Source organism: Bradyrhizobium cosmicum, assembly GCF_007290395.2.
Classification (GTDB): Bacteria; Pseudomonadota; Alphaproteobacteria; order Rhizobiales; family Xanthobacteraceae; genus Bradyrhizobium; species Bradyrhizobium cosmicum.
Genome location: NZ_CP041656.2, coordinates 2,154,705 through 2,177,531 on the forward strand (window position 1 = coordinate 2,154,705; position 22,827 = coordinate 2,177,531).

The 22,827-nt window shown below is 65.0% G+C and carries 17 protein-coding genes and 1 pseudogene; 10 read left to right on the forward strand and 8 right to left on the reverse strand.

Features of this window, described 5'->3' with window-relative positions:
• Positions 1-126 precede the first annotated feature (126 nt).
• The 6 genes from FNV92_RS10090 (at position 127) to msrA (ending at position 4,945) form a co-directional block, all read left to right on the forward strand.
• Entirely contained in the window at positions 127-816 is a 690-nt protein-coding gene (locus FNV92_RS10090) for a VOC family protein (protein ID WP_143841108.1), read from the forward strand.
• Between the two features lie 257 nt (positions 817-1,073).
• Complete coding sequence (locus FNV92_RS10095) at positions 1,074-2,387, forward strand: epoxide hydrolase family protein (RefSeq protein WP_143841107.1); 1,314 nt, start codon at positions 1,074-1,076, stop codon at positions 2,385-2,387.
• 60 nt (positions 2,388-2,447) lie between these two features.
• On the forward strand, positions 2,448-3,296 hold the full coding sequence (locus tag FNV92_RS10100) for an enoyl-CoA hydratase/isomerase family protein (protein ID WP_143841106.1): 849 nt from the start codon (positions 2,448-2,450) through the stop codon (positions 3,294-3,296).
• Between the two features lie 201 nt (positions 3,297-3,497).
• A complete protein-coding gene (locus FNV92_RS10105; RefSeq protein ID WP_015684566.1) occupies positions 3,498-3,920 on the forward strand; it encodes an OsmC family protein in 423 nt (140 codons plus the stop codon).
• An 81-nt stretch (positions 3,921-4,001) separates the two neighbouring features.
• The gene (locus FNV92_RS10110) at positions 4,002-4,397 is read left to right on the forward strand and encodes a cupin domain-containing protein (protein WP_244623730.1); all 396 of its coding nucleotides are present in this window, start codon (positions 4,002-4,004) and stop codon (positions 4,395-4,397) included.
• A gap of 29 nt (positions 4,398-4,426) precedes the next feature.
• On the forward strand, positions 4,427-4,945 hold the full coding sequence (msrA, locus tag FNV92_RS10115) for a peptide-methionine (S)-S-oxide reductase MsrA (protein WP_041748766.1): 519 nt from the start codon (positions 4,427-4,429) through the stop codon (positions 4,943-4,945).
• Positions 4,946-5,203: 258 nt separating this feature from the next.
• On the opposite strand, the gene FNV92_RS10120 is transcribed toward msrA, so the two are convergent.
• On the reverse strand, positions 5,204-5,827 hold the full coding sequence (locus FNV92_RS10120) for a TetR/AcrR family transcriptional regulator (RefSeq protein ID WP_143841105.1): 624 nt from the start codon (positions 5,825-5,827) through the stop codon (positions 5,204-5,206).
• Positions 5,828-6,127: 300 nt separating this feature from the next.
• Here FNV92_RS10120 and FNV92_RS10125 point away from each other — a divergent pair, with 300 nt between their 5' ends.
• From FNV92_RS10125 to FNV92_RS10135, 3 genes and pseudogenes are all read left to right on the forward strand, one after another.
• Entirely contained in the window at positions 6,128-7,111 is a 984-nt protein-coding gene (locus FNV92_RS10125; RefSeq protein ID WP_244623729.1) for an HlyD family secretion protein, read from the forward strand.
• The gene (locus tag FNV92_RS10130; protein ID WP_143841103.1) at positions 7,108-8,604 is read left to right on the forward strand and encodes an MDR family MFS transporter; all 1,497 of its coding nucleotides are present in this window, start codon (positions 7,108-7,110) and stop codon (positions 8,602-8,604) included. Before FNV92_RS10125 ends, FNV92_RS10130 begins: the two co-directional genes overlap by 4 nt.
• 94 nt (positions 8,605-8,698) lie before the next feature.
• Positions 8,699-9,624 (forward strand): annotated as a pseudogene (locus FNV92_RS10135) (aldo/keto reductase).
• Between the two features lie 19 nt (positions 9,625-9,643).
• Here FNV92_RS10135 and FNV92_RS10140 read toward each other — a convergent pair.
• Positions 9,644-12,481, reverse strand: coding sequence for an ATP-binding protein (locus FNV92_RS10140; RefSeq protein WP_143841102.1), 2,838 nt, complete (start codon positions 12,479-12,481; stop codon positions 9,644-9,646).
• Between the two features lie 212 nt (positions 12,482-12,693).
• Between FNV92_RS10140 and FNV92_RS10145 the strand changes: the two genes are divergently transcribed.
• Positions 12,694-13,683 (forward strand): Bug family tripartite tricarboxylate transporter substrate binding protein, encoded by a 990-nt coding sequence (locus FNV92_RS10145; protein ID WP_143841101.1) that lies wholly within the window; start codon positions 12,694-12,696, stop codon positions 13,681-13,683.
• Between the two features lie 7 nt (positions 13,684-13,690).
• Here FNV92_RS10145 and FNV92_RS10150 read toward each other — a convergent pair whose 3' ends face one another.
• From FNV92_RS10150 to FNV92_RS10175, 6 genes are all read right to left on the reverse strand, one after another.
• Positions 13,691-14,830: an MFS transporter gene (locus FNV92_RS10150; RefSeq protein ID WP_143841100.1), complete on the reverse strand. Its 1,140-nt coding sequence runs from the start codon at positions 14,828-14,830 to the stop codon at positions 13,691-13,693.
• 57 nt (positions 14,831-14,887) lie between these two features.
• Entirely contained in the window at positions 14,888-16,216 is a 1,329-nt protein-coding gene (locus tag FNV92_RS10155) for an ATP-binding protein (protein WP_143841099.1), read from the reverse strand.
• The gene (locus tag FNV92_RS10160) at positions 16,213-16,926 is read right to left on the reverse strand and encodes a response regulator (protein WP_015684577.1); all 714 of its coding nucleotides are present in this window, start codon (positions 16,924-16,926) and stop codon (positions 16,213-16,215) included. The genes FNV92_RS10155 and FNV92_RS10160 overlap by 4 nt, the downstream gene beginning before the upstream one ends.
• A gap of 90 nt (positions 16,927-17,016) precedes the next feature.
• Positions 17,017-18,978 carry a MacB family efflux pump subunit gene (locus tag FNV92_RS10165; protein WP_143846043.1) on the reverse strand — a complete coding sequence of 654 codons (1,962 nt, stop codon included), beginning with the start codon at positions 18,976-18,978 and terminating at the stop codon, positions 17,017-17,019.
• Between the two features lie 13 nt (positions 18,979-18,991).
• A complete protein-coding gene (locus FNV92_RS10170) occupies positions 18,992-20,227 on the reverse strand; it encodes an efflux RND transporter periplasmic adaptor subunit (protein WP_143841097.1) in 1,236 nt (411 codons plus the stop codon).
• Complete coding sequence (locus tag FNV92_RS10175; protein WP_143841096.1) at positions 20,224-21,699, reverse strand: efflux transporter outer membrane subunit; 1,476 nt, start codon at positions 21,697-21,699, stop codon at positions 20,224-20,226. The genes FNV92_RS10170 and FNV92_RS10175 overlap by 4 nt, the downstream gene beginning before the upstream one ends.
• Positions 21,700-22,827: the final 1,128 nt, after the last annotated feature.

The window sequence follows — 22,827 nt, forward strand, 5'->3', positions numbered from 1 at the left end:
CTTCTGCTCGCAATCGCTAACGAGCCATAACATCCCATAACGAGCAATCTTCCCCGGTCTGCATGAAGGTGATCGTGTAGACAGCGGGATCGGCCCGAGCCCGCGCTTCACATCAGGGAGTTCGACATGGCCACGACAGACATCGACCGCGACACTGCGGCTAAGCCTTCCAAACAGCATAGCGTTGATCTCAAGCTCGAAGTCGTCGTCATCCCGGTGTCGGATGTCGACCGCGCCAAGGCGTTCTACACGCGCCTCGGCTGGCGACTGGACGCCGATTTTGCCTCGGGCGACGAATGGCGTGTGATCCAGTTCACGCCGCCGGGCTCGGCCTGTTCGGTGATCTTCGGCAGGAACGTCACTGCGGCGGCGCCGGGTTCGGCGCGCGGGCTGTACCTGATCGTGTCCGATCTGGAGCTGGCCCGAAAAGATCTGCTCGATCGCGGCATTGAGGTCAGCGGCCCCTTCCACGGTGGCGGTGACGTTCACGCCGGGCCTGACGAGCCGTATCTGTCCGGCAGCCTCCGGGTCAGCGGTGTTGATCTGAAGCGCGGCAGCTATGGTTCGTTTGCGTCATTCAGCGATCCCGACGGCAACGGCTGGCTGCTCCAGGAGATCACCACGCGACTGCCGGGACGCATCGAGGGCGGCAGCACGAACTTCGCGTCAACGACCGATCTGGCCGCAGCCATGCGCCGCGCGGCGGCGGCGCATGGCGAGCATGAGAAACGGATAGGCGGACACGACGAGAACTGGGCGGATTGGTACGCCGACTACATCGTTCGCGAGCAGGCGGGGCAGCCGTTGCCGTCCTGAGCGGCAGCGAACGCATCTTTCGACTTGGGCTGACACGGCGCGCAATGACATGGTCGTTGCGCGCCGTGTCGCATCGGATCGCGTGCGTTTTCACCATTGCCTGCATTGTTGCATCGCGCAGACTCGCAACGGTTAACGCACCCTAACAATGCATAACGAGCAAACCGTCGGTGCCTGCGCCAATCTCCCTGCATGAGGAAACGACGCGTTGATTTGAAATCGGTCGGCATCACCGATCAAAGCCAGGGAGATCCAGCATGACCACGCAAGCACGTACCGACGTTCTGAACCCCGACCGCCGTCAACTGTTGAGCCAGGCCGCGATGACCGCGGTTGCCGCCGGCGTCGCGAGCCTGCTGCCGCTGCATCGGGCAGAGGCAGCAGCCAGCGGCGCGATCCGCCCGTTCCATGTCAGTGTGCCCGAGGAAGATCTGCTCGATCTGCGCCGCCGCCTCGCGGCAACGCGCTGGCCGGATCGCGAGATCGTCGCAGACCAGTCGCAGGGTATTCAGTTGAAGACGGTGCAGCAGCTCGTGCGCTATTGGCAGAACGACTATGACTGGCGCAAGATGGAAGCGCGGCTCAACGCGCTGCCGCAATTCGTCACCGAGATCGACGGCATCGACATCCACTTCATTCACGTCCGTTCCAGGCACCAGAATGCGCTGCCGATGATCGTCACGCATGGCTGGCCGGGTTCGATCATCGAGCAGATGAAGATCGTCGGCCCGCTCACCGATCCGACCGCGCATGGCGCGAAGGCGGCGGACGCCTTCGATCTCGTGATCCCCTCGCTCCCCGGTCACGGTTTTTCCGGCAAGCCGACGGCGCTCGGCTGGGATCCGCAGCGCATCGCGCGCGCCTGGATCGTGCTGATGAAGCGCCTCGGCTACAGCCGCTACGTCGCGCAGGGCGGCGATTGGGGCAATGCCGTCACCGAGCAGATGGCGGTGATCGCGCCGCCGGAATTGCTCGGCATTCACACCAACATGCCCGCCACCGTCCCCGACGATATCGCCAGGGCGCTCCAGCCCGGCGGATCGCGGCCGGCGAACCTCTCGGCCGACGAGCGCGTTGCCTACGATCAGCTCGATGATTTCTACAAGCACGGCCTTGGCTATGCGATCGAGATGTCGAACCGGCCGCAGACGCTCTACGGTCTCGTGGACTCGCCGTCCGGCCTCGCGTCCTGGATGCTCGATCACGACGCGCGCAGCGCCGCGATGATTGCGCGCGTCTTCGACGGCAAGACGGAGGGGCTGTCGCGGGACGATGTGATCGACAACGTCACGCTTTATTGGCTCACCAACACAGCGGTGTCGTCGGCGCGGCTCTACTGGGAGAACAAGCTGGTGTTCTTCGAACCCAAGCACATCAAGATCCCGGTCGCCGTCAGTGTCTTCCCGGACGAGATCTATGCCGCGCCGCGGAGCTGGGCTGAGAAGGCTTATCCGAAGCTGATGCACTACAACCGCCTCGACAAGGGCGGCCACTTCGCTGCCTGGGAGCAGCCCGCGCTGTTCACCGCGGAAATGCGCACCGCATTCCGCCCACTGCGCCAATCGATCTGAAACCGGCATGGATACGCGGTGCCGCGCGTCCCTTCATTTCCCCTACATCAGGAGCCAATCATGAATCGCCCCGAACGCGCCTTCACGACCGACGAGATTCGCCTGGAACGCTTGCTGCCGACCTACTGGCGTGTCACCTTTGACATGCCGCCGGTCAACATCTTTGGTCCGAGGCAGCTTCCCCTCCTCAATGACGTCATCACCGCGATCGAGACCGATCCGCAGGTGAAGGTCGTCGTGTTCGACAGCGCCGTCGAAGGCTTCTTCATCACCCATTACGACTTCCTCGCGCCGCTGGAGGACTCGCTGAGCATTCCACCGGGGCCGACCGGCCTGCAGGCGCTGCCTGATATGCTGGTGCGCCTCAGCCGCGCGCCTGTCGTCTCCATCGCTTCGATCCGGGGCCGCGCAACCGGTGTCGGCAGCGAGCTTGCGCTTGCGAGCGACATGCGATTTGCCAGCCGTGAGAAGGCGATCCTGTCGCAATGGGAGGTCGGTGCCGGCCTTGTGCCCGGCGGCGGCCCGATGGCGCGGTTGCCGCGTTTGATGGGCCGCGGTCGCGCGCTCGAAGTGCTGCTCGGCGCCGACGACATCCACGGCGATCTCGCCGAGCGCTACGGCTATGTGAACCGGTCGATGCCGGATGCCGAGCTCGACGGCTTCGTCGAGGCGCTCGCGATGCGCATTGCCTCGTTCGACAAGGAGGCGATCGCCGAGACCAAGCGCCTCGTCGACGTCGCCAGCCTGCCGCCGGATGACGAGATCAAGCCGGAATGGGACGCTTTCCTGGCCGCGCTCGGCCGCCCCGCAAGCCAGACCCGCCTCAAGGCGCTGATGGCGCGCGGCTTCCACCGCGCCGGTGACGTCGAGAACCGGCTGGGATTCCACGTCGGACAGATTGGGTCCTAAAGCCTTGGAGCGAAGTGGATGCCGGTTCGCGTGAAGAAAACGCCTCAAAGAAGACTCAAGTCTTGTTCCGATTTCATCGGAACGGGACTTGACGGAACTGCTGCGGCGTTCGGCCGGTTGGAACAGTAGCAGCCGGTCGTGCCAATGTCGTTTTCCCGCGGTACCGAGCGCCGGTGCTGAAATCAAACAAGGAGAATTAAGATGATCCGCAAGGCAACAGCAGTCTGGAAGGGCACCGGTCGCGATGGCACCGGCCATTTGTCGAGCGAATCCGGTGTGCTTGCCGGGACGCCCTATTCGTTCAAAACCCGTTTCGAGAACGAGAAGGGCACCAATCCCGAGGAGTTGATCGCGGCGGCCCATGCCGGTTGCTTTACGATGGCACTGGCCTTCGGCCTCCAGATGGCCGGTTTCACGCCGGACGAGCTCTCCACCGAGGCGGCTGTGACACTCGAGCCCGAAGGCAAGGGTTTCAAGATCAGCAAATCCGCCCTGACCTTGCGTGCCAAGGTGCCGAACCTCGACGATGCGGGTTTTGCCAAGATTGCCGGCGAGGCTGAGAAGAACTGTCCGGTGTCGAAAGTGCTCAACGCCGCGATCACGCTGGACGCCAAGCTGGGCTGACCGACAAAGGGGAATGCTGCCATGCCTCGTCAAGGTTTGCCTCGCCAACATCAGCCGGATGAAGACAGGTTCAGGGCGATATTGCCCGAGGAGATCGCATGGCAGCCTTTCCCGGCATTTCCGCCGGGCGCGCGGCTGGCCGTGATGGTCGGCCATCCCGCCGAGCCCGGACCCTATGTGGTCCGGGTGAAGGTGCCCGGCGGCACCAGGCTGATGCCGCACGAGCATCCGGAAGACCGCATCTACACGGTCATGTCAGGTGTGTTTTATATCGGGCTCGGCGAGAGTTTTGACGGCGACAAGGTCAAGGCCTATCCGCCGGGTAGCGTCATTGTCCTGCCCGGCGAGACCTGGCACTTTCACTGGGCGAAATCCGGCGAATACGTCACGCAGGTTTCCGCGATCGGTCCGCTCGGCCTCGACTATCATGATGAGCATGACGATCCACGCTTGCATGCAACCGCAGAGCAGCGCTGAATATCTCGACCAAACGAATGGAGCATCAGATGACGACAGAGCGCGCAGTGTTGGCCGGAGGCTGTTTCTGGGGCATGCAGGATCTCATCCGCAGGCAGCCCGGCGTGATCTCGACGCGGGTCGGTTACACCGGCGGGCACGTGAAGAACGCCACCTATCGCAATCACGAAGGCCACGCCGAAGCGATCGAGATCATCTTCGATCCGGCCAAGACCAGCTTCCGGACCATGCTGGAGTTCTTCTTCCAGATCCATGATCCGAGCACGCTGAACCGCCAGGGCAACGATCTCGGCACGAGCTACCGCTCGGCCATCTTCTATACCAGCGACGAACAGAAGCGGATCGCGGAGGACACCATCGCCGACGTCGAGGCGTCCGGCCTGTGGCCCGGCAAGGTGGTGACTGAAGTCGCGCCCGCTGCCGAGTTCTGGGAAGCCGAGCCCGAGCATCAGGATTATCTCGAGCGTTATCCTGACGGCTACACGTGCCACTTCATCCGGCCCGACTGGAAGCTGCCGCGCCGCGCGGCGGCGGCCGCAGGCGGATAGACCCCAGCGCGGGCCTGATTGAGGCAAAGGCATACTGCCGCCGGGCGCGGAGTTGCCATCGAAGCCTCCGAGATCATCGATCAACCTGCGATGCTGTCATCGTCGGGCCGACGGCGCTCGAAAGCGCCTGGGCTCGGTTCGGAGGCGTTCGTCAACTTTTCACCGGAGCGCGGGGAGCAGCATGTACGAAATGTCCTCTTCGCGTCCGGCAAGAGTTGTCCAGTCTCGAGAACGCGTGGCCGCCCGGTGAATCGCTCGTCATCCGCAGATCACATTCACCGCCTTCCGGGCGACTTCCTTCAACTCGGCGCGGGACGCGCCGGCCCTGGCGCGGATCGCGATCGTATGCATCGTGGCCGACGCCAGGATGGCGAGCGTCGCGGGATCAGCATCGCGCTTCAACTCGCCTTTGTCCTGCGCGAGCCGAAACCGCGCCTCGAAATCGGCGTCGATCGCGCGAAGCCCCGTCGCCACGCTCTTCCTGATCGCTGCATCTTCCGCAGTTTCCGTGACTGCGGTCCCGACCACGAAGCAGCCGCGCGCGTGTCCCTTGCCCGAGAAATAGATCGACAGAGCCGCGTCGTAGGCGAGCATCAGCGCCTCGTCCAGGGGACGGTCTCCCGCGAGCGCCTCGCGCGTTGCGGTCAGGCTGATCTCCCAATAGCGTGCGAGCGCTTCGAGATAGAGCGCGTGCTTGTTGCCGAAGACCGCGTAGAGGCTCGGGGGACTCATGCCGGTCGCTTCCGCCACCTTGTCGAGGGACGTTCCGGAATAGCCGGTCTTCCAGAAGGTCTCGGTTGCCCGCTTGAGGGCCGTGTCCGCGTCGTAGGCGGGCGGCCGTCCCCGGCGTGCGGGGCTCGTTTCGTTCTTTTTCCGTGCCATATCGTGAGAACCCTGGTTGCCATGTTCCGCACATATATTTGTATGGATCGTTATAAAAATCAATGGGCGCCATCTTGATCACCGCATCCGAGTACAATATTTGTAACGAGCGTTAGTAAAGAAGATAGAGGCCTTCCGATGCGTTTCAATTTCGCGCCAATCGCCGGCTGGTGGGGCGATCGCAGAAGCTTCCGCAGGAGCGAAGCAGCCGGGCCGTTGCCCGGATCGGAGCTGGGGGGACGGTTGCGACGGCCCCTAATGCTTGCGGTCCCGATGATCGTGGCTGCGGTCGGAGCCTCCATGCATCTCGCCGAGGAGCAGTACGTTTCGACCGACGACGCGTTCGTCCGCGCCGCCAAGGTGACGATCAACGCCCGGGTTTCCGGTCAGGCCGTCGAAATCGCCGTTCGGGACAATCAGCGCGTTCGGCAGGGCCAGGTCCTGTTCCGGATCGATCCGGAGCCTTACCAGATTGCAGTCGATCAGGCGGAAGCGCGGCTCGGCAGCGCGCGCCTTCAGATCGACTCGCTCAAGGCGACCTACCGTCAGCAGCAGGCCGAACTGCAATCGGCCAGGGAATCGGCTGCCTTTGACGAACGTGAGTTCGACCGCAAGAAGATGCTGGTCGCGTCCGACTTCACGCCGCGCGCGGTCTATGAGCGGGCCGAGACGAACATGAAGATTGCGCGCCACCGCATCGGCTCGATCGAACAGCAGATCGCGAATACGATCGTCGCCCTCAATGGCGATGCCGATATTGATGTCGATCGCCATCCGACCGTTCGCGCGGCACGGGCCCAGTTCGACCGTGCGCGGCTCGATCTCTCCTATGCCACCGTGACTGCGCCCGAGGACGGGATCGTGACGAAGGTGGATGATCTGCAGATCGGTGGTTTCGTCAATGCCGGTACAGCGACGTTCTCACTGATGTCGAGCCGGCATATCTGGATTGAAGCTAACTTCCGCGAGACCGGTTTGACCCATATGCGCCCGGGTCAGGAGGCGATGATCGACGTCGATGCCTATCCGGATCGCAAGTTCAAGGCGCATATCGTTAGCATGAGTCCGGGCACCGGGTCGGACTTCTCGCTCTTGCCGCCCGAAAATGCGACCGGAAACTGGGTCAAGGTCGTGCAGCGCCTGCCGGTGCGCCTCGAACTGGACGATCTCGACCCAAGCCGGCCGCTATTCTCTGGCATCAGCGTCACGGCGCGGGTCGATACCGGTTATCGCCGCACTTGGCCGCATCTGCTCCAGCCCGCGCTCGCGACGGAGGGCAAATGAGTACGCCGCTCCCATCTGTCGCCGCACCGCGTGGTCATCAAGCGCTCACCGTGGCTGCGCTCATGGCGACCTATATGCAGGCCGTCAACATTTCGATACCGAATGCGGCGCTGCCCCACATTCAGGCGAGCCTCTCGATGGCCAATGACGAGGTCGGCTGGGTGTTTTCCTCGTATATCGCCGCGAGCGCCGTGACCATGTCGATCACGCAATGGCTGGCGGGACGCTATGGGCGGAAGGTGGTCTATCAATACGCCGTTATGATCTTCGTGGTGGGTCTCGCCCTCAACACGGTGGCGATGACGTCGATCCAGTTCGTGCTGGCGCGCATCCTTCAGGGATTGGCAAGCGGGCCGCTTGCGCCGCTTTCGCTCGCGATTCTGCTCGAGGTGACAACGCCGCCGCGACATGCGCGCGTCAGCCTGGCATGGACCGTCTGCTCGCTGCTCGGCATCAGCAGCGGCCCCGCGATAGGTGGCTGGCTCAGCGAGTATTATGGTTGGCCATCGATCTTCTACTTCAGCCTGCCGATGGCAGGTTTCGTCTTCCTGACGATCGCCCGGCAACTGAGCGAGAAGCGGGTGGAGCGGAGCCAGACCTTCGACTTCTTCGGTCTGACGACGTTCTCCGTCGGAATGATCGGGCTGCAAATGCTGCTCGATCGCGGCGAACGCCTCGAATGGTTCGCCTCGACGGAGATCTGGGTCGAAGCAATTGCCTCGGTCGTGGGATTCTATCTCTTCGTCGTCCATGTCATGACGAGAAAAGAACATTTCCTCCGCACGGCGTTGTTCAGGGATCGCAATCTCGTGCTGTCGACGGTGATCTCCTTCGCGCTCGGCTTCGTCCTCTTGCCGACACTCGCATTGACGTCCCCGATGCTGGAGGAATTGCTCAACTACCCGGTCGACACCACCGGCTACATGACCATTCCGCGCGGCATCGCGCTGGTGGGAGCGTTGGTGCTGACGAGCCTGGTTCCGGCGCAGGTCGACTATCGGCCATTTCTCATTGGTGGAATGACGTTGGTCGTCTACGCCAACTGGCTGATGCTGGGTTATTCACCGGCGATGGATTGGCGGCCGGTGGTGGAGGCGGGCCTCTTGCAGGGGGCCGGTATCGGCATGTTGTTGCCGGCGCTCGCCAGGGCCGCTTTCGGCACGCTCGATCCGAAGCTTCGCCCGGAAGGCAGCGCGCTGATCAACCTGTCGCGGCTTTACGGCAGCACCATCGGCATTGCGGTGGTCCAGCTGTTCTTCTACGCCAATACGCAAGCCGTGCATGTCGCACTGGCCAAGAATCTCACCCCGTACCGCGTCGCGGCTTACATGGGAGGTTCGATCGGCAAGCCGGAGCTTGCCGCGCTCAACGGCATGGTCACGCGCCAGGCGGCCACGGTGGCGGTCATCGATCAGTTCGAGATCCTGATGTTCGCGATGCTCGTCGTGATCCCGCTCGTCTTCTTTCTCCGCAAGCCGCGTCCCGCGGGTTGAAGCCGTCGAGCCGCGACATAGCGCCGTATCGTCAAGGTTCAATCACCTCGTCCCTCCCTGTGGGGGAGCCGAGGTCAAACAAAGGAGCACCAGCATGACGACGGATTCGCTTCGCTTCACCAGGATTTCTACACATGCGTCCGGGGCAATCCCCGCTGTGGGATTTGGCACGCTCATTCCGGATCCGCTCGTGACCGGGCAGGCCACCAAGGCTGCATTGGAGGCGGGATTTCGCCATCTCGATTGTGCCGAGCGCTACCGCAATGAAGAGGCAGTCGGCGATGCGGTGCAGGAAGTGTTCAAGGCGGGAACACTTCAGCGCCGGGACCTGTTCGTGACGACGAAGCTATGGAACACCAATCACCGGCCGGATCGGGTCAAGCCTGCCTTCGATGCGAGCCGCCGGCGGCTGCAAGTCGACGATATCGACTGCTACATCATCCACACTTTCAACCCGGAGACGAGCAGGACCCGAGAGATGAGCGCGGTCGGGTTGTCTATGATCGCGGGGTTACGCTGGCTGAGACTTGGGGCGCGATGGAGCGCCTCGTCGACGAGGGGCACTGCAAGTCGATCGGCTTGTCGGACATTACCCTGGAGAAGCTGCGCGAAATCGTTGCGGTCGCGCGGATCAGGCCTGCCATGGTGCAGATCGAATCGCATCCGTATCTTCCTGAATGGGAGTTGGTCGACTTCTGCCGTGAGCACGGAATTGTCCTGCAGGCGTTTGCCGCGCTGGGACACGCGATGAAACCGAACCTGCTGGCCGACCCTGTCATCACGTCCATCGCGGAACGCCTGAACAAGACTCCGGCCCAGATTGCGCTGGCATGGGCCGTTCAGCGTGGCACGGCTTTTCTGACGACTTCGACCAATCCTCGACGTATCCAGGAGAATTTCGATATCTCGACGCTGCCTGATGACGCCATGCGGGAGATGCGCGATAAGATCACGACCAACATCCGGTTCAATTCGGTCGTGGAGACGGGCGTGCCAGGATTCATTCCGCGGGTTGGATGAAACGTCGCCGGCAGATCCGTCAGGTCCGGAGCTGCTCGATCAAGGCCCGCGCGCTGCGGATATCGGCGATGTCTGCATCCTCGGTAAACGGGGCGCATGTGCGTTCCAGAATCGCCAGGGCCTCTGCATTCTGACCAGCCCCGCTCATCAGCCGCGCGAGGCTGGTGGCGCAGCGCAGCTCCCAGAAGCGCGCGCCCTGCTGTGCAGCAATGGCCATGGCTTCGCGAAAATGCGCTTCGGCCTCGCCTGCATGCCGCGCGCCCCTCAGCATCAACTCGCCCTTGATCCGGATCAGCTCCGGCAGATACCAGAGCTCCTGCCTGTCGTTGCAGCGGGTCAGCACGTCCTCGATCACGTCGAGGCCACGGTCGATCTGGTCGGCCTCTCCGGAGCACGCGGCCAGCTCGCCGAGCAGGGGGAGGAAGCGCGGCAGGAAGCGTGCATCGCCGGCGCGATTGAGCTCTTCGCGTAGCAGCGGCAGGCCGGTCGCGAGATCGCCGCGCCTGGCCATGACTGCGGCGTTGAAGGCCCGCGCCCACAGACCCCACAGCCGGATGGCGTGGCGCTCGGTGTGTTCGAGCAACTCGGCGCCGTGGCGTTCCGCGGCGTCGAAGTCGCCGGCCCAGAACGCGATCGGGCAGGCGGCCTGTCCGAGCACGCTGCTGAAAGTCAGCGCGTGGCCGTTGGCGCGGCCTTCCTCGATGTTTCTGGCGGCGAGCGCCTGGGCCTGGTCGGCCTGGCCCTGCAGCCACAGGATGCGGGCGCGGAAATATTGCGTCGATATTCTCAAGTCCAGCGGGAAGATTTTCGGCTTCTCCGCGAGCACATGCAGCGAGGCGTTCACGCGGTCAATCCGAACGCGCGCGTCGTTCTGGTCGCCGAGATAGTGCAGCGCCACGGCCATCAGCCGGTCGCTCAGCATGACGTCGGTGCTATCAGGCGAGTTCGCGGCGGCGCCGGCAAAGCGCTCGGCCAGAGCTCGTGCCTTGCCGAATTGTCCGTTGTTGAACTGGTCGATCGATAGGCCCCAGAGCGCGCGCAGGCGAAAGTCCTTGTCGTCGAGCTTTTCCGCCAGTTCAAATGTCGTCTCGAGGATCGGGCGCGCCTCACGGGCGCGGCCCTCGCCATACATCAGCGACCAGCCGAGTGCCGACAGCAGTTGCATGCGGGTCCGGTCGTCGCCGGTGTCGCCGAGCGCGGCGAGCGCCGTCCGGGTGCGCTCGCGGCATTCGGCGAACAAGGAGAGGCGGACCCACAACGTGACCGCGGCAACCGTCAGCCTGATTCCAAGCGCCGTGTCGCCGTCGGGCGCGAAGGCCCAGTCCAGCGCCGCCCGCACATTGTCCAGCTCCGCGCCGTAGATGCCGAGCCATTCGGGCAGCGGCGTCGACGTGTCGGCGTCGGCGCGCGCGAAGAACTCCCGAAAATGCTCCGCATGGCGCCGCGCGACCTGCCTGGTTTCGCCGAGTTCGTTGAGCTTTGCGTGTGCGTAGGTGCGCGTGGTGTCGAGCAGGCGATAGCGCAGCGTCCGCGAGCCTGACGGCGCGATCAGCGATTTGGCGACCAGGCTATCGATCCCCTCGAGCGTTTCCGCTGTGCTGAGCCCGTCGCCGGCCGCGATCGTGGCAGCCGCTTCCGGTGCGAAGGGTCCGGCGAACACCGAAAGGCGCCGCAGGGTGGCGCTCTCGGCGGGAGACAGCAGATCATAGCTCCAGTCGAGCGCTGCGGCGAGCGTCTGGTGACGCGGCACGGCGGTGCGTCGCCCTCGCCATTGCAGCGAGAAACGGCTGTCGAGCAAGGATGCTGTTCCGGCGATGCCGTAGGCGTTGACGCGGCCTGCCGCAAGCTCGATGGCGAGCGCGATGCCGTCGAGGCGCCGGCAGATGCTGGCGACGAGCGGCGCTTCCTCCGCGCTGAGCTGGAACGGACCCGAGCTCTGTGCGATGCGCTCGACGAACAGTTGGGCCGCGGGATAGGCGAGCACCTCGGCGGCATCCAGGCCCTCGCGCTCGGGCGGGCAGTCCAGCGGGAACAGCCGGAAGATGCGCTCGCCCTCGCTCCGGAACGACTCCCGGCTGGTCGCGAGCACGCGAAGCTGCGGCGCATCGCGGACGATACGCTCGACCAGCGGCGCCAGCGCGTCCAGCACATGCTCGCAACTGTCGAAGATCACCAGGGTCGGGCCGCTCTTCAGAAATGTCAGCAGGGCCGGCGTCGGATCTTCCGCGCTGATGGTCAGTCCGAGCGCGGAGGCGATGGTGGTGGTGACGTGGCTGGCATCTCTGAGCGGACCGAAGTCGACGAAGAAGACGCGCCCGCCGAAATCCTGGGAACGGCGATGCCCGACGGTGACGGCGACGGCGGTCTTGCCGATGCCGCCCGGCCCGACCACGGTCATGAAGCGATGCAGCGACAGCCCGTTCGATATCTTTTCGACGATCTCCTCCCGCCCGACCATCTTCGCGAGCTGTGCGGGGAGGGAGCGGGGCGGCAGGATGTCGACGGTCGGCTGCGCGACGGCCGCGGCCGGCTGAGCCAACGAGGCGACAAAGCAATAGCCGCGTCCGGGCACGTTGACGACATAGCGGGCCGATTTGCCGGTATCGCCCAGAACCTTGCGCAAAGCTGCGACATGAAAGCGCAGGCTGCCCTCGTCGACATTGACGTCGGCCCAGATGCGCTTGACCAGCTCGCGCTTGTCGACCACTTCGCCGGGGCGCTCGGCGAGGAAGATGAGAATGTCGAGCGCGCGGCCGCCGACATGGAGCGGCGAGCCCTCCTTCTCCAAGAGCCGGGACTTCGGAAACAGTCGAAATGGCCCAAAGGAAATGGCCGGATCTTCGTGATGGTCTGGCACGCGCCATTGCCCCCGCAACGGGAGTCCAAAGGTATTACTTTCTGGTCTATCAGAACGAGGCGTACAGTAAACCGGCGGAAAGCAGTGGGCAGGGCTGACAGCCCTGCGCGCATCGCTTGGGTCGGCCGATCCGTCGAAATAATGCTTGAAACGGAATGGGTTAGCCTCGCGTGACCGCCTCGACAATGACCGCCGACGTCCGGAGCTCGATGATGCCTTCTCTCTCGCGCCGGCAGTTCGTCCATGCCTTATCGGGCGCGGCGGCGCTGGCAGGACTGTCGCGTAGCGCACATGGTGCCGATTATCCGTCCCGCCCCATTCGCCTTGTGCATCCGTACGGGGCCGGCGGAGCGGGGGACCAGATCGGGCGTCCCTGGGTGGACAAGATGTCGTCGCTGCTCGGGCCGACCTTCGTCGACTATATCGGCGGTGCCGGCGGCGCGATCGGGACCGCTGCGGTCGCACGCGAGGCGCCCGACGGCTACTCGCTGCTGCTCGGCAACGGCTCCACGCAGGTCATCATTCCCCTGACCACGGCCAATCCCGGCTATTCCGTCGACGATTTCCGCGCCATCTACCGCTTGATCAGCACCGCGCTGGTTTTCGCCGTGCATCCGTCGCTGCCGGTCACAGACCTGCGCGAGTTGATCGCCTATGCCAAGGCCAATCCGGGGAAGCTCTCCTACGGGACGCCCGGCATCGCCACCGGCAACCATCTGGTCGGCGAAAGCTTCAAGCAGCAGGCGGGTGCGTTGGACATCGTCCATGTGCCTTATCGCGGGATGTCGCAGGCCGCCAACGACCTCGTCAGCGGCCAGATATCGCTCATCATCGGCGTGATGTCCGTTCAATTGAAGGAGCTCGGCGAGGCTGGCAAAGTCAGGCTGCTGGCGGTCACCACCGAGAAGCGGCTCAGCGGTGCGCCGGAGATTCCGACCGCCGTCGAATCCGGCATGCCGGATCTTCGCTATGAGGGATGGTTCGGCATCTTCGCACCAAGGCGCACCGACGATGCGATCATCGACCGGATCGCGCAGGCGACGCGGCTGGCCATGTCCGATCCGGCGCTTCTGGCGGGCTATCGCGCCCAGGGCCTGGAGCCCGACAGCGATTCGAGTCCCGACAAATTCCAGCGCATCGTCGAGGCGACGACGGCGAGCCTGGCGCCCGTGATCAAGTCAATCGGGCTGAGCAAATTGTGAGACTGGCTCAGGCGCGCCGGCGCGTGACGATGCGGGCCGACAGCGTGACGAGACCCATCAGTGCAGCAAGCAGCCAGAATGCCATCGGCAGTCCGCCGAGACGTGCGACGAAGCCGACACCGGCAGGACCGACCAGGATGCCGGCATAGCCCGCGGTCGTGATCGCCGCGACGGCGAGCCCTGTCGGCATCACCTTTTGCCTCGCCGCCCGGCGGAACAGCACCGGCACGAGATTCGAGGCGCCGAGCCCGATCAGCAGGAAGCCCGCGACGGCGACCGCGGCTACGGGCGCCGTGAGCAGCAACACGAAACCCGCGATCGCAATGAGGCTGCCCCAGATCAATGTCGCGCGGTCCCCGATGCGCGCGACGACGGCGTCGCCGCCGAGCCGCCCCACCGTCATCGCGATCGAGAACACGATGTAGCCGATCCCGCCCTGCGTCTCGGAGACGAGGCCCGCGCCGATCACGAGCAGCGCACTCCAGTCGAGCATCGCGCCTTCGACGAGGAAGGTGATGGCGCCCAGCAGCGCCAGCAGCAGCACCGAGCCATGCGGCAGCACGAACAACGGCCCGTCCTGGACCTGCACCGAGGAAAGCAGGCGCGGCCAGCTGATCAGCATCGCGATCAGCATCAGGACCGAGCAGGTCAGCGTAGAGGCGAGCGCGCCTGTTTGCAGTGACAGCAGCGCGGTCATCAGCGCCGATCCGGCGAAGCCGCCGATGCTGAACAGGGCATGGAAACCGGACATCAGCGGACGGCCCGCGTCGCGCTCCACCTCGACCGCATGGATGTTCATGGCGACGTCGATCGAGCCGAGCGCCGCGCCGAAGGCGAGCAGCGCGAGCGCCAGCGTGGCCGGCGTGCTCGCGACAGCCAGCAGCGGCAGCACCAGCGCCAGACCGAGCCCGCCCGCGATGATGATCGGCTTGCTGCCGTAGCGCGCGCTCATCACGCCGGTCATGAGCATCGCGACGACAGAGCCGATGCCGAGGCTGAGCAGCAGCAGCCCGAGCACGCCGTCGTCCACGCCGAGCCGCGTCTTCGCGAACGGCACCAGCGGCGCCCAGCACGCGATGCCGAAGCCCGCGACGAGGAAGGCGAGCCGAGTCGCAAGGCGCGTCGCCGGCCGGTCGGCGGAATGCATGGGAACTCCGGAGGAAGCAGGGGCGGGCGTTCGACTAGCCCTGCGATTGCCGCGACTTTATGTCCGGGGCGCGCGTGGGCCGTCGCTGGTCGCGGCGAACTGCAAGCGGACGCGCAGGCCCTTTGGCGCGTTGTCGAGCAGCACGAGCGTTCCGTCATGCGCGGTCACGATCGCCTGCGCGATTGACAGACCAAGGCCAAATCCCGCCGTCTCGTCCATGGTGCGCGCCTCTTCTCCCCGCACGAACGGCTCCAGCATCGCCGCCTTCCTGTCATCGGGAATGCCAGGTCCGTCGTCGGAGACGTCGATGACAAGCTGGTCCCCCGATATCGACAGTGCGACATCGACCCGGGTTCCGAACCGCGTTGCGTTCTGGACCAGGTTTGTCACCGCGCGGATGATCTCGTCTGGCCGCAGCACGAAGGCGGCCCTGTCGGGGCCGGTATAGGTCACGGCATATCCGGAATCCGAGAACTGCTCGCAGACCATCTGCAGCAGCGCGGCGACGTCCACCAGTGTCGGCTTGACGGGGCTCTCGTTGCGCAGCAGCGACAGCACCGATTCCAGCATCGACTGCATCTGGTCGAGGTCGCGCACGGTCTGCAGGCGCTGCGCCGGATCCTCGATATATTCGGAGCGCAGCCGCAGCCGCGTGATCGGGGTGCGCAGGTCGTGGCTGATGGCCGCGAGCATGCGCGTCCTGTCGTTCATCAGCGTGGTGATACGTTCGCGCATCCGGTTGAGCGCCCGGGCCGCGGACCTGATCTCCTCGGGGCCGTTTTCGGGCAGCGGCGCCGACGACCGGTTCAGGCTGAAGTTTTCCGCCGCCCGCGCGAAGCCCGACAAGGGCGAGGAGAGCGCGCGGCCGGCCCAGATGCCCAGCAGCGTCATGCTCGCCACCAGGAACAGCAGCGTCGAGGTCCAGAGGCCGCTGACGAAGGCCGGCATCTTCGGCGATCCGATCGTGGCCTCGAGCACGTCGTCGCCGGCGAGGTAGTACCAGACGCGATTGTCCTCGGGCGCGGATCCGCGAATGAGATCGATCTTGCCGCCGGGCGGCGTCGGGATGTTCAGAGGCGTCCGCTCCGGCAGCGGCACACTGGAGCTGGAGACGTTGTCCCGCAATTGTAGCTTCAGTTCCGGATAGGTGCGGCTGATGCTGTCCAGGACGGTGGCACGCTCCGCCTCCGGCGTATTGGCGATGATCCGCGTGATCAATTCGAACTGCTCAAGAGGTCTGTCCGCCAACAGTTGCGGCCGGTTGAGCAGGAAGTATCCGGCGATCAGCACATGGATCAGGATCAGCGAGACCAGGATCAGGGCCGCGATCTGGCCGCTGATCCGCCTGAAGCTGAACAGTGCGACGATATCCCGGGCGCGGCTCATGCTTCCTTCACCACCGGCGTGAAGATGTAGCCGCCGGTGCGGACTGTCCGGATCACGGATGTGCCTTCGGTCCGGTCGAGCTTGCGGCGCAGCCGACTGACCAGCACGTCGATGCTGCGGCCAAAACCGCCGCCCGGACGGCCGCGCGTCATGTTGAGAAGGCTGTCGCGGGTGAGAATACGGCCGGCCCTTTCGCAGAAGGCCTGCAGCAGGTCGAACTCGGCGCTGGTCAGCGGCACCTGCGCGCCTTCAGGGTCGCGCAATTCGCGCATCCGGAGATCGACCATCCAACCCTGGAACGTCAGGCGCGTTGCAGCAGATCCGGCCACGAGTCCGCTCGACTGCCGGCGCAGCACGGCGTTGATTCTGGCGAGAAGCTCGCGCGGGTTGAACGGCTTTGGCAGATAGTCGTCGGCACCCATTTCGAGGCCGAGGATCCGGTCGAGGTCCTCGCCCTTTGCGGTGAGAATGATGATCGGGGTCGATGAACCTGCACGCAGCCGCCGGCACAGGCTGAGGCCGTCCTCGCCGGGCAGCATCAGGTCGAGCACGATCAGGTCGACCCGGTTGTGCGACAGATAGCGGTCCATCTCCTTGCCGTTCGTGACCGCGCCAACCGAAAACGAATGCTCGCGCAGATAACGCGCGATGAGGTCGCGGGTCTGCTGGTCGTCTTCGATGACCAGGACCGTCTGTGTGCTGTTTGTCATGACTGAAATCGCATCGGGGGTGCCGATCGTTGATCCATTTGCGGGCGATTGTCTCGTCCGAAGAACTACGGTCATGGTGCAATCCTACGGTCAGTCACGGCTCAAGGCCACTACGGGGTCGAGGAAGGCGGCGCGGCGGGCGGGGAAAAAGCCGAAGGCGACCCCGATCCCGGTCGAGGTCAGGAACGCCGCGCCGATCGAGAACATGGAATAGCTAACCTGGAACCCCGGCACCGCGATGTTGATGATGACGCCGAGCAGGATCGCGATCAGGATGCCGGCGATGCCGCCGATCGACGAGATCAGGGTCGCCTCCACCAGGAACTGCTGGAGGATGTCGCTGCGCCGGGCGCCGACCGCCATGCGGACGCCGATCTCGCTGATCCGCTCGGACACGGACACCAGCATGATGTTCATAACGCCGATGCCGCCGACGACCAGCGAGATGACGGCGATCGCCGCCACGAGGAAGGCGAGCGTCTGCGTGGTGCTGGTAATGGTCCGGCGGATATCGTCGGTGTTGAGGATGACGAAGTCCCTGGTGTTGTGCCGCTGTGTCAGCAGCGTGGTGACTGCGTCCTGCGCCAGCGTGGTCGAGACCTCGTCGCTGATCCGGAGCAGGACGCTGCGCAGCGCGCGGTCGCCGGTGAACTGGGCCTGCACGGTGGTGTAGGGCAGGTAGACCGAGAGGTTCTGGTTCGAGCCGAATCCGCCCTGCTGCTGGGCGATCACGCCGACGATGCGGCAGGGCACCTTGCCGAGCCAGATCACGCGGCCGATCCCCGAGGTCTGGTCGTCGGAGAAGAAGGTCTTGCGGGTGTTGTCGTCGATGACGGCCTGCCGCTCGATGTTGCGGACGGCGTCGGCATCGAACAGGCGGCCCTTCGCGAGCTTGGCCCCCTTCACCTGGAAATAGCTCTCGCCGACGCCGTTGACCAGCACGTTGGATTCGTTGCCGCGATAGCGGACCGTCGTGCTGGTCGAGACCGTCGGCGTGACCCCGGCAATGAAGCTCTGCCGGTCGAGCGCGCGGGCATCGTCGACCACCAGCGTCTTGATCTTGCTGGCGCGGGCATCGCCGAAATCCTTGCCCGGGAATACCTCGATCGTGTTGGTGCCGAGGTTGGAGATATCGGACAGCACCTTGCGCTGGGAGGCGTTGCCGAGCGCGACGACGGACGACACCGCGGCGATGCCGATGATGATGCCGAGCATGGTCAGGAACGCGCGCAACCGGTGCGCGGCCATTGCGGCCAACGCCATGCGCGATGCTTCCCTCAGGCGTCCCATCGCGCTGAACCAGCCGACACTGCTGTCCCGTGCGGATCGGGAGGCCCTGGCGGAAGGTTCCGCCGTGGCGGCAGTTTCAGTGCGGCGATCGGAGGCGATTCTGCCGTCCCGCAATTCGATGATGCGCTCGGCCCGTGCGGCGACATCGGCATCATGAGTGACGATGATGATCGTACGTCCCTCGCGATGCAGCTCCTTCAGGATCTTCAGGACCTCCTCGCCGCTGCGCCGATCGAGGGCGCCGGTCGGCTCGTCCGCCAAGATCACCTCGGCGCCGTTGATCAGGGCTCGCGCGATAGAGACGCGCTGCTGCTGGCCGCCGGAGAGCTGGTTCGGGCGATGGCCGCTTCGGGTCGCCACGCCAAGTCGTTCGAGCAGTTCGTTCGCGCGGGTTCGGCGCTCGCGCGCGTTGATGCCGGCATAGACGGCGGGAATCTCGACATTGGCGGCGGCGGAAAGGTCTCCGAGCAGATGATAGCGCTGGAAGATGAAGCCGAAATGCTCGCGGCGCAGCGCCGCCAGCGCATCGGCGTCGAGCTCTGAAACGTTCTTGCCGGCGACGCGATAGGTGCCGGATGTCGGGCGGTCGAGGCAGCCGAGGATGTTGAGCAGAGTCGATTTGCCAGATCCCGACGAGCCGATGATCGCGACCATCTCGCCGGGCTGGATGCTCAGCGAGACGTCGTCGAGCGCAACCACGCGTGTGTCGCCGGCCGCGAACTCCCGCCGGACATTCTCGAGCGCGATGATCGGATCGGCCAACTGAGCGATCATGTCAGGGACCTCCCCCTCCGGGCGGACCGCCGCCTTGCATGCCGCGCGATGCGGTCTGCTCGCTCGCCTCTCCGGTGACGACGCGCTCGCCCTCGTCGAGGCCTGACTTGATCTCCACGGTGGTGCGATCGTTGAGGCCGGTCTTGACCTCGCGTTCGCTGACGTCGCCGGACGCGGTGAGCGTTCGCACCGTGCTGCGTCCGTCCGACTTCCGCATCACCGCCAGCGCCGGAATGACCTTCACGCGCCTGGCCTCGCCCGTGATGATGTGCACCTCGGCGGTCATGTAGGTCCGCAGCGCATAGTCCTTGTTGGGGACGTTGAAGACGCCGATGTAGTAGATCGCCGTACTGGTCGAGCTCGACGAGCTCGAGCTTGAGCTGGACGTGGTGGTCGAGGAGAAGCTGGCGTCCGTCTTGATCGATTCGGGCGCCGGCTCGATCTGATCCAGCCGGGCCTCATAACGATGGTCCTGGTCGCCGAGGATGGTGAAGTAGAGCGATTGACCCGGCTTGACCTTGACGATGTCGGCCTCGGAGATCTCCGCCCGCACCGTCATCGTCTCGAGCTGGCCGAGCACGACGATGGTCGGCGCGGACTGCACCGCGTTGACCGTCTGCCCCTCCTGAACCACCGTGGCGAGCACTGTCCCGTCGATCGGCGCGGTGATGCGGGTGTAGTCGAGATTGACCCTGGCGGTCTCCACGCTGGCCTCGGCGCCCACGATCAGGGCGTCCAGCGCGGCGATCTGGGCGCGGGTCTGGCGCACGGTCGAATCCGCGCTGTCGAAATCGCTGCGGGACGTCGCGTGCTGCGCCAATGTCGCCTGCTGGCGTGCCAGGTTCGCTTCGGCCAGCACCAGCGCGGCCTCCTTCTCGGTCTTCTGCGCGCGATAGTTCTTGAGCGAGGCCTCCGAGCTGCGCAGATCGTTCTGCTTGGTGATGGGGTCGATCTGGGCGATGACGTCGCCGGCCTTGACCGTGTCGCCAACGCGCACGTTGAGCGCGGTGATCCGGCCCGATACCTGCGCACCGACCGCGGTCAGCCGCGCCGGCTTGAGTGTTCCGCTGGCGAGCACTTCCTCGCGCAGATCGCTGACCGTGACAGGCGCCGTGATATAGGATTGCGACTTGCTCGACGTCCCCGTGAAACGCGTGGCCGCGACCGCGCCGATCACGACCACCGCGATGATTGCAGCGCCGATCTTCACGCGCTTGACGGTGATGATCCCGGTCACTTCAGCGCCTCCCGCGAATGCGGTCCCGTATTGGTGTCGATGATGATCGGCGTCGAGACGTCGACCGGATCGGTCCAACCGCCGCCGAGCGCCTTTGCCAGCGCGATGTAATCCTTGGCCGCCGACACCTTGCTCTGGATCAGCGAATCCTCGGCCGAATAGAGCGAGCGTTCGGCGTCCAGCACGTCGATGAAGCTGGCGCTGCCGGTCTCGAACAGCGATCGCGACAGCTTTGCCGCCTCGCGGTAGTTCTTCGCCGCCTCCGTCAGCTTGGTCGCGCGCACCCGCTCCTGCGACAACGACACCAGGGCGTTCTCGACGTCCTCGAACGCGGTGAGCAGGGTCGAGTGGAACGTCGCGAACGCCTGGTCGCGTTGTGCCTCCGCGATCCTGACCGTCGCAAGGCGCTTGCCGGCGTCGAACACGGGCACGGTGACCGATGGGCCGACCGACCAGCTCACGCTGGAATATTTGGCGAGGTCGCCGGCACGTAGCGCCGAGGTGCCGACCGAGCCGGTCAACGACACCGCCGGATAGCGATCCGCCTCGGCCGCGCCGATCTTGGCGGTCGCCTGGGCCAGCTTGCGTTCGGCGCTGGCGACATCAGGACGGCTCATCAGGAGATCGGCAGGCAGTCCCGTCGGCAGCGGCATGCGCGGAGCCGGCACGGGCGCGGACCGCGCCATCGATGAGGCGACGCCGTCGGGGGGGCGACCGAGCAGGATGCCGAGTCGATGAATGTCGGCGGCGAGCGCGGCCTGATAGGTCGGAACATTCGCCTCGGTGCTGGCGGCTTGCGCCGTCGCCTTGGCGAGATCGACTGCGTTGCCGCTGCCGGCATCGTATTTGCTGCGGGTCAGCTTTTCGGTGTCGCGCTGCGAGACAGACGTCCGCTGCGCCAGCGCGATCCGGGCCTGATAGCCGCGCGCCTCCACGTAATAGGCCGCGACGTCGCCGATCAGCGTGACCAGGCTGTCGCGCAAGTCCTCCTCGGCCGATTGCGCGCCGCGCACCGCTGCCTCGATGTTCCGCTGCGTGCCGCCGAACAGGTCGAGCTCCCAGCTGGAATCGAAACTTCCCTGGTGCAGCGTGTAGGGCGCGCTGTCGACGACGGCCGAGGCAGAGCCCGAACTGGCCTTGTTGTCGGTCACTGATGCGGTGCCGCTGACGGAGGGGAACAGGCCCGCGCTGGTCTGCTGGACCGTTGCTCGCGCCTCGCGCACGGCCGCCTTGGCTTTGGCAACATCGGGGTTGGCCTCGACGGCCTGTTCGATCAGCCGGTTGAGCAGGGGATCGCGCAGGCGCAGCCACCAGCGATCAAGCGTGCCGGTCTGCCGCCTGGACGCCGATTTGGCGCTCCAGTGCGCAGGCATATCGAGCCTGGGCGGCCCGGCGTAATCCGGACCAACCGCGCAGCCGGCCAGCATCAGCGCGAGGCAGGCCGCTCCGGCGCGCGGCAGGGCGTTGCGCAACAGGACTGGCGTTGGACGATGGTTCTCCTTTGCGGATGGCACGGGATTAACGAACGAGTGTGACGGCATCAAATCGGCTGAAATCCATTGGCCTCGCCCGCAGGGGGAGCGGCGTTCTCGGCCACCGAGAGGCGGGGCGAGGCATGGATTAGCCCAGCGATCGTGGCCTTTCAGCAGGTGAAATGTTGCTGGATGTAAACAGATGTTGCCGGGCGTCTCGACGTCGGCGCCAAGCTGCATGCCGGGCAGGACATCGGCCCTGTTTCGCCGGCCTGTCAAGCCTTTCCGGCGAAAAGATTCCACTTTACCGAAATTCGGAAACGGCGTATGTGTCGCCCATCCCGGCTCATCCTTGAGGGGCGATCGTACGTCGTCACGAGTTGCGAGCCGGGCTTGCGGTGGACGCGGCAGCGTCGGCATGAGAGGTGCGGGCAGGGCGGGTAGTCCCTGTGAGCTCGCGGCCGCGTGCGGACGAGCGGCGCTGTCAGGTTCGTCTCGTCGGCAAGTTTCCGGCTCCGTCGACAAGGCCGGGAAAACTGCGGCGAAATGGCGGGCCGTGCGTACGGCAAAACCGTGTGGTCCTGGCCGTCGTTGCTACGGTCAAGCTGCCGCGGAGGTGTGTGCGAGCCCAACCGGGCGGACAGCATCGTCAATTCGCGGGAGCGAGGGAGGCCAGAAGGAAAGTTCGGCTCCCGGGAGAGCACGGCATAAGCCGTCCGACCATCGCGCAGGGAAGGCCGAGTGATCGGCGACACCTGTATGCTGCTGTGCGGTTCTTTTGCGCTACATCTTCGCGCAGCGGACCGCGGGTGCCTGTCGGCACCCGGTCTTCCCTGCGCCCTCTTGGATTGGAGGGTATAGAGAAGAAGCAAAGCTCGGGCGAAACGCGCCGCGAGAATGAGAAGGCGTGTCTGCAACCACACACTCACTGTCATCGTCCGGCTCGACCGGACGATCCAGTACTCCGAGACAGTTGTGGTTCAACCGAGCGGCCGCGGCGTACTGGATTCCCCGCCTTCGCGGGGAACGACAGCGGTAATTGGAGAGCGAGCTGTCGCCTCATACTCCGTCATTGCGAGCGCAGCGAAGCAATCCAGAGTCTTTCCGCGGAGGGATTCTGGATTGCTT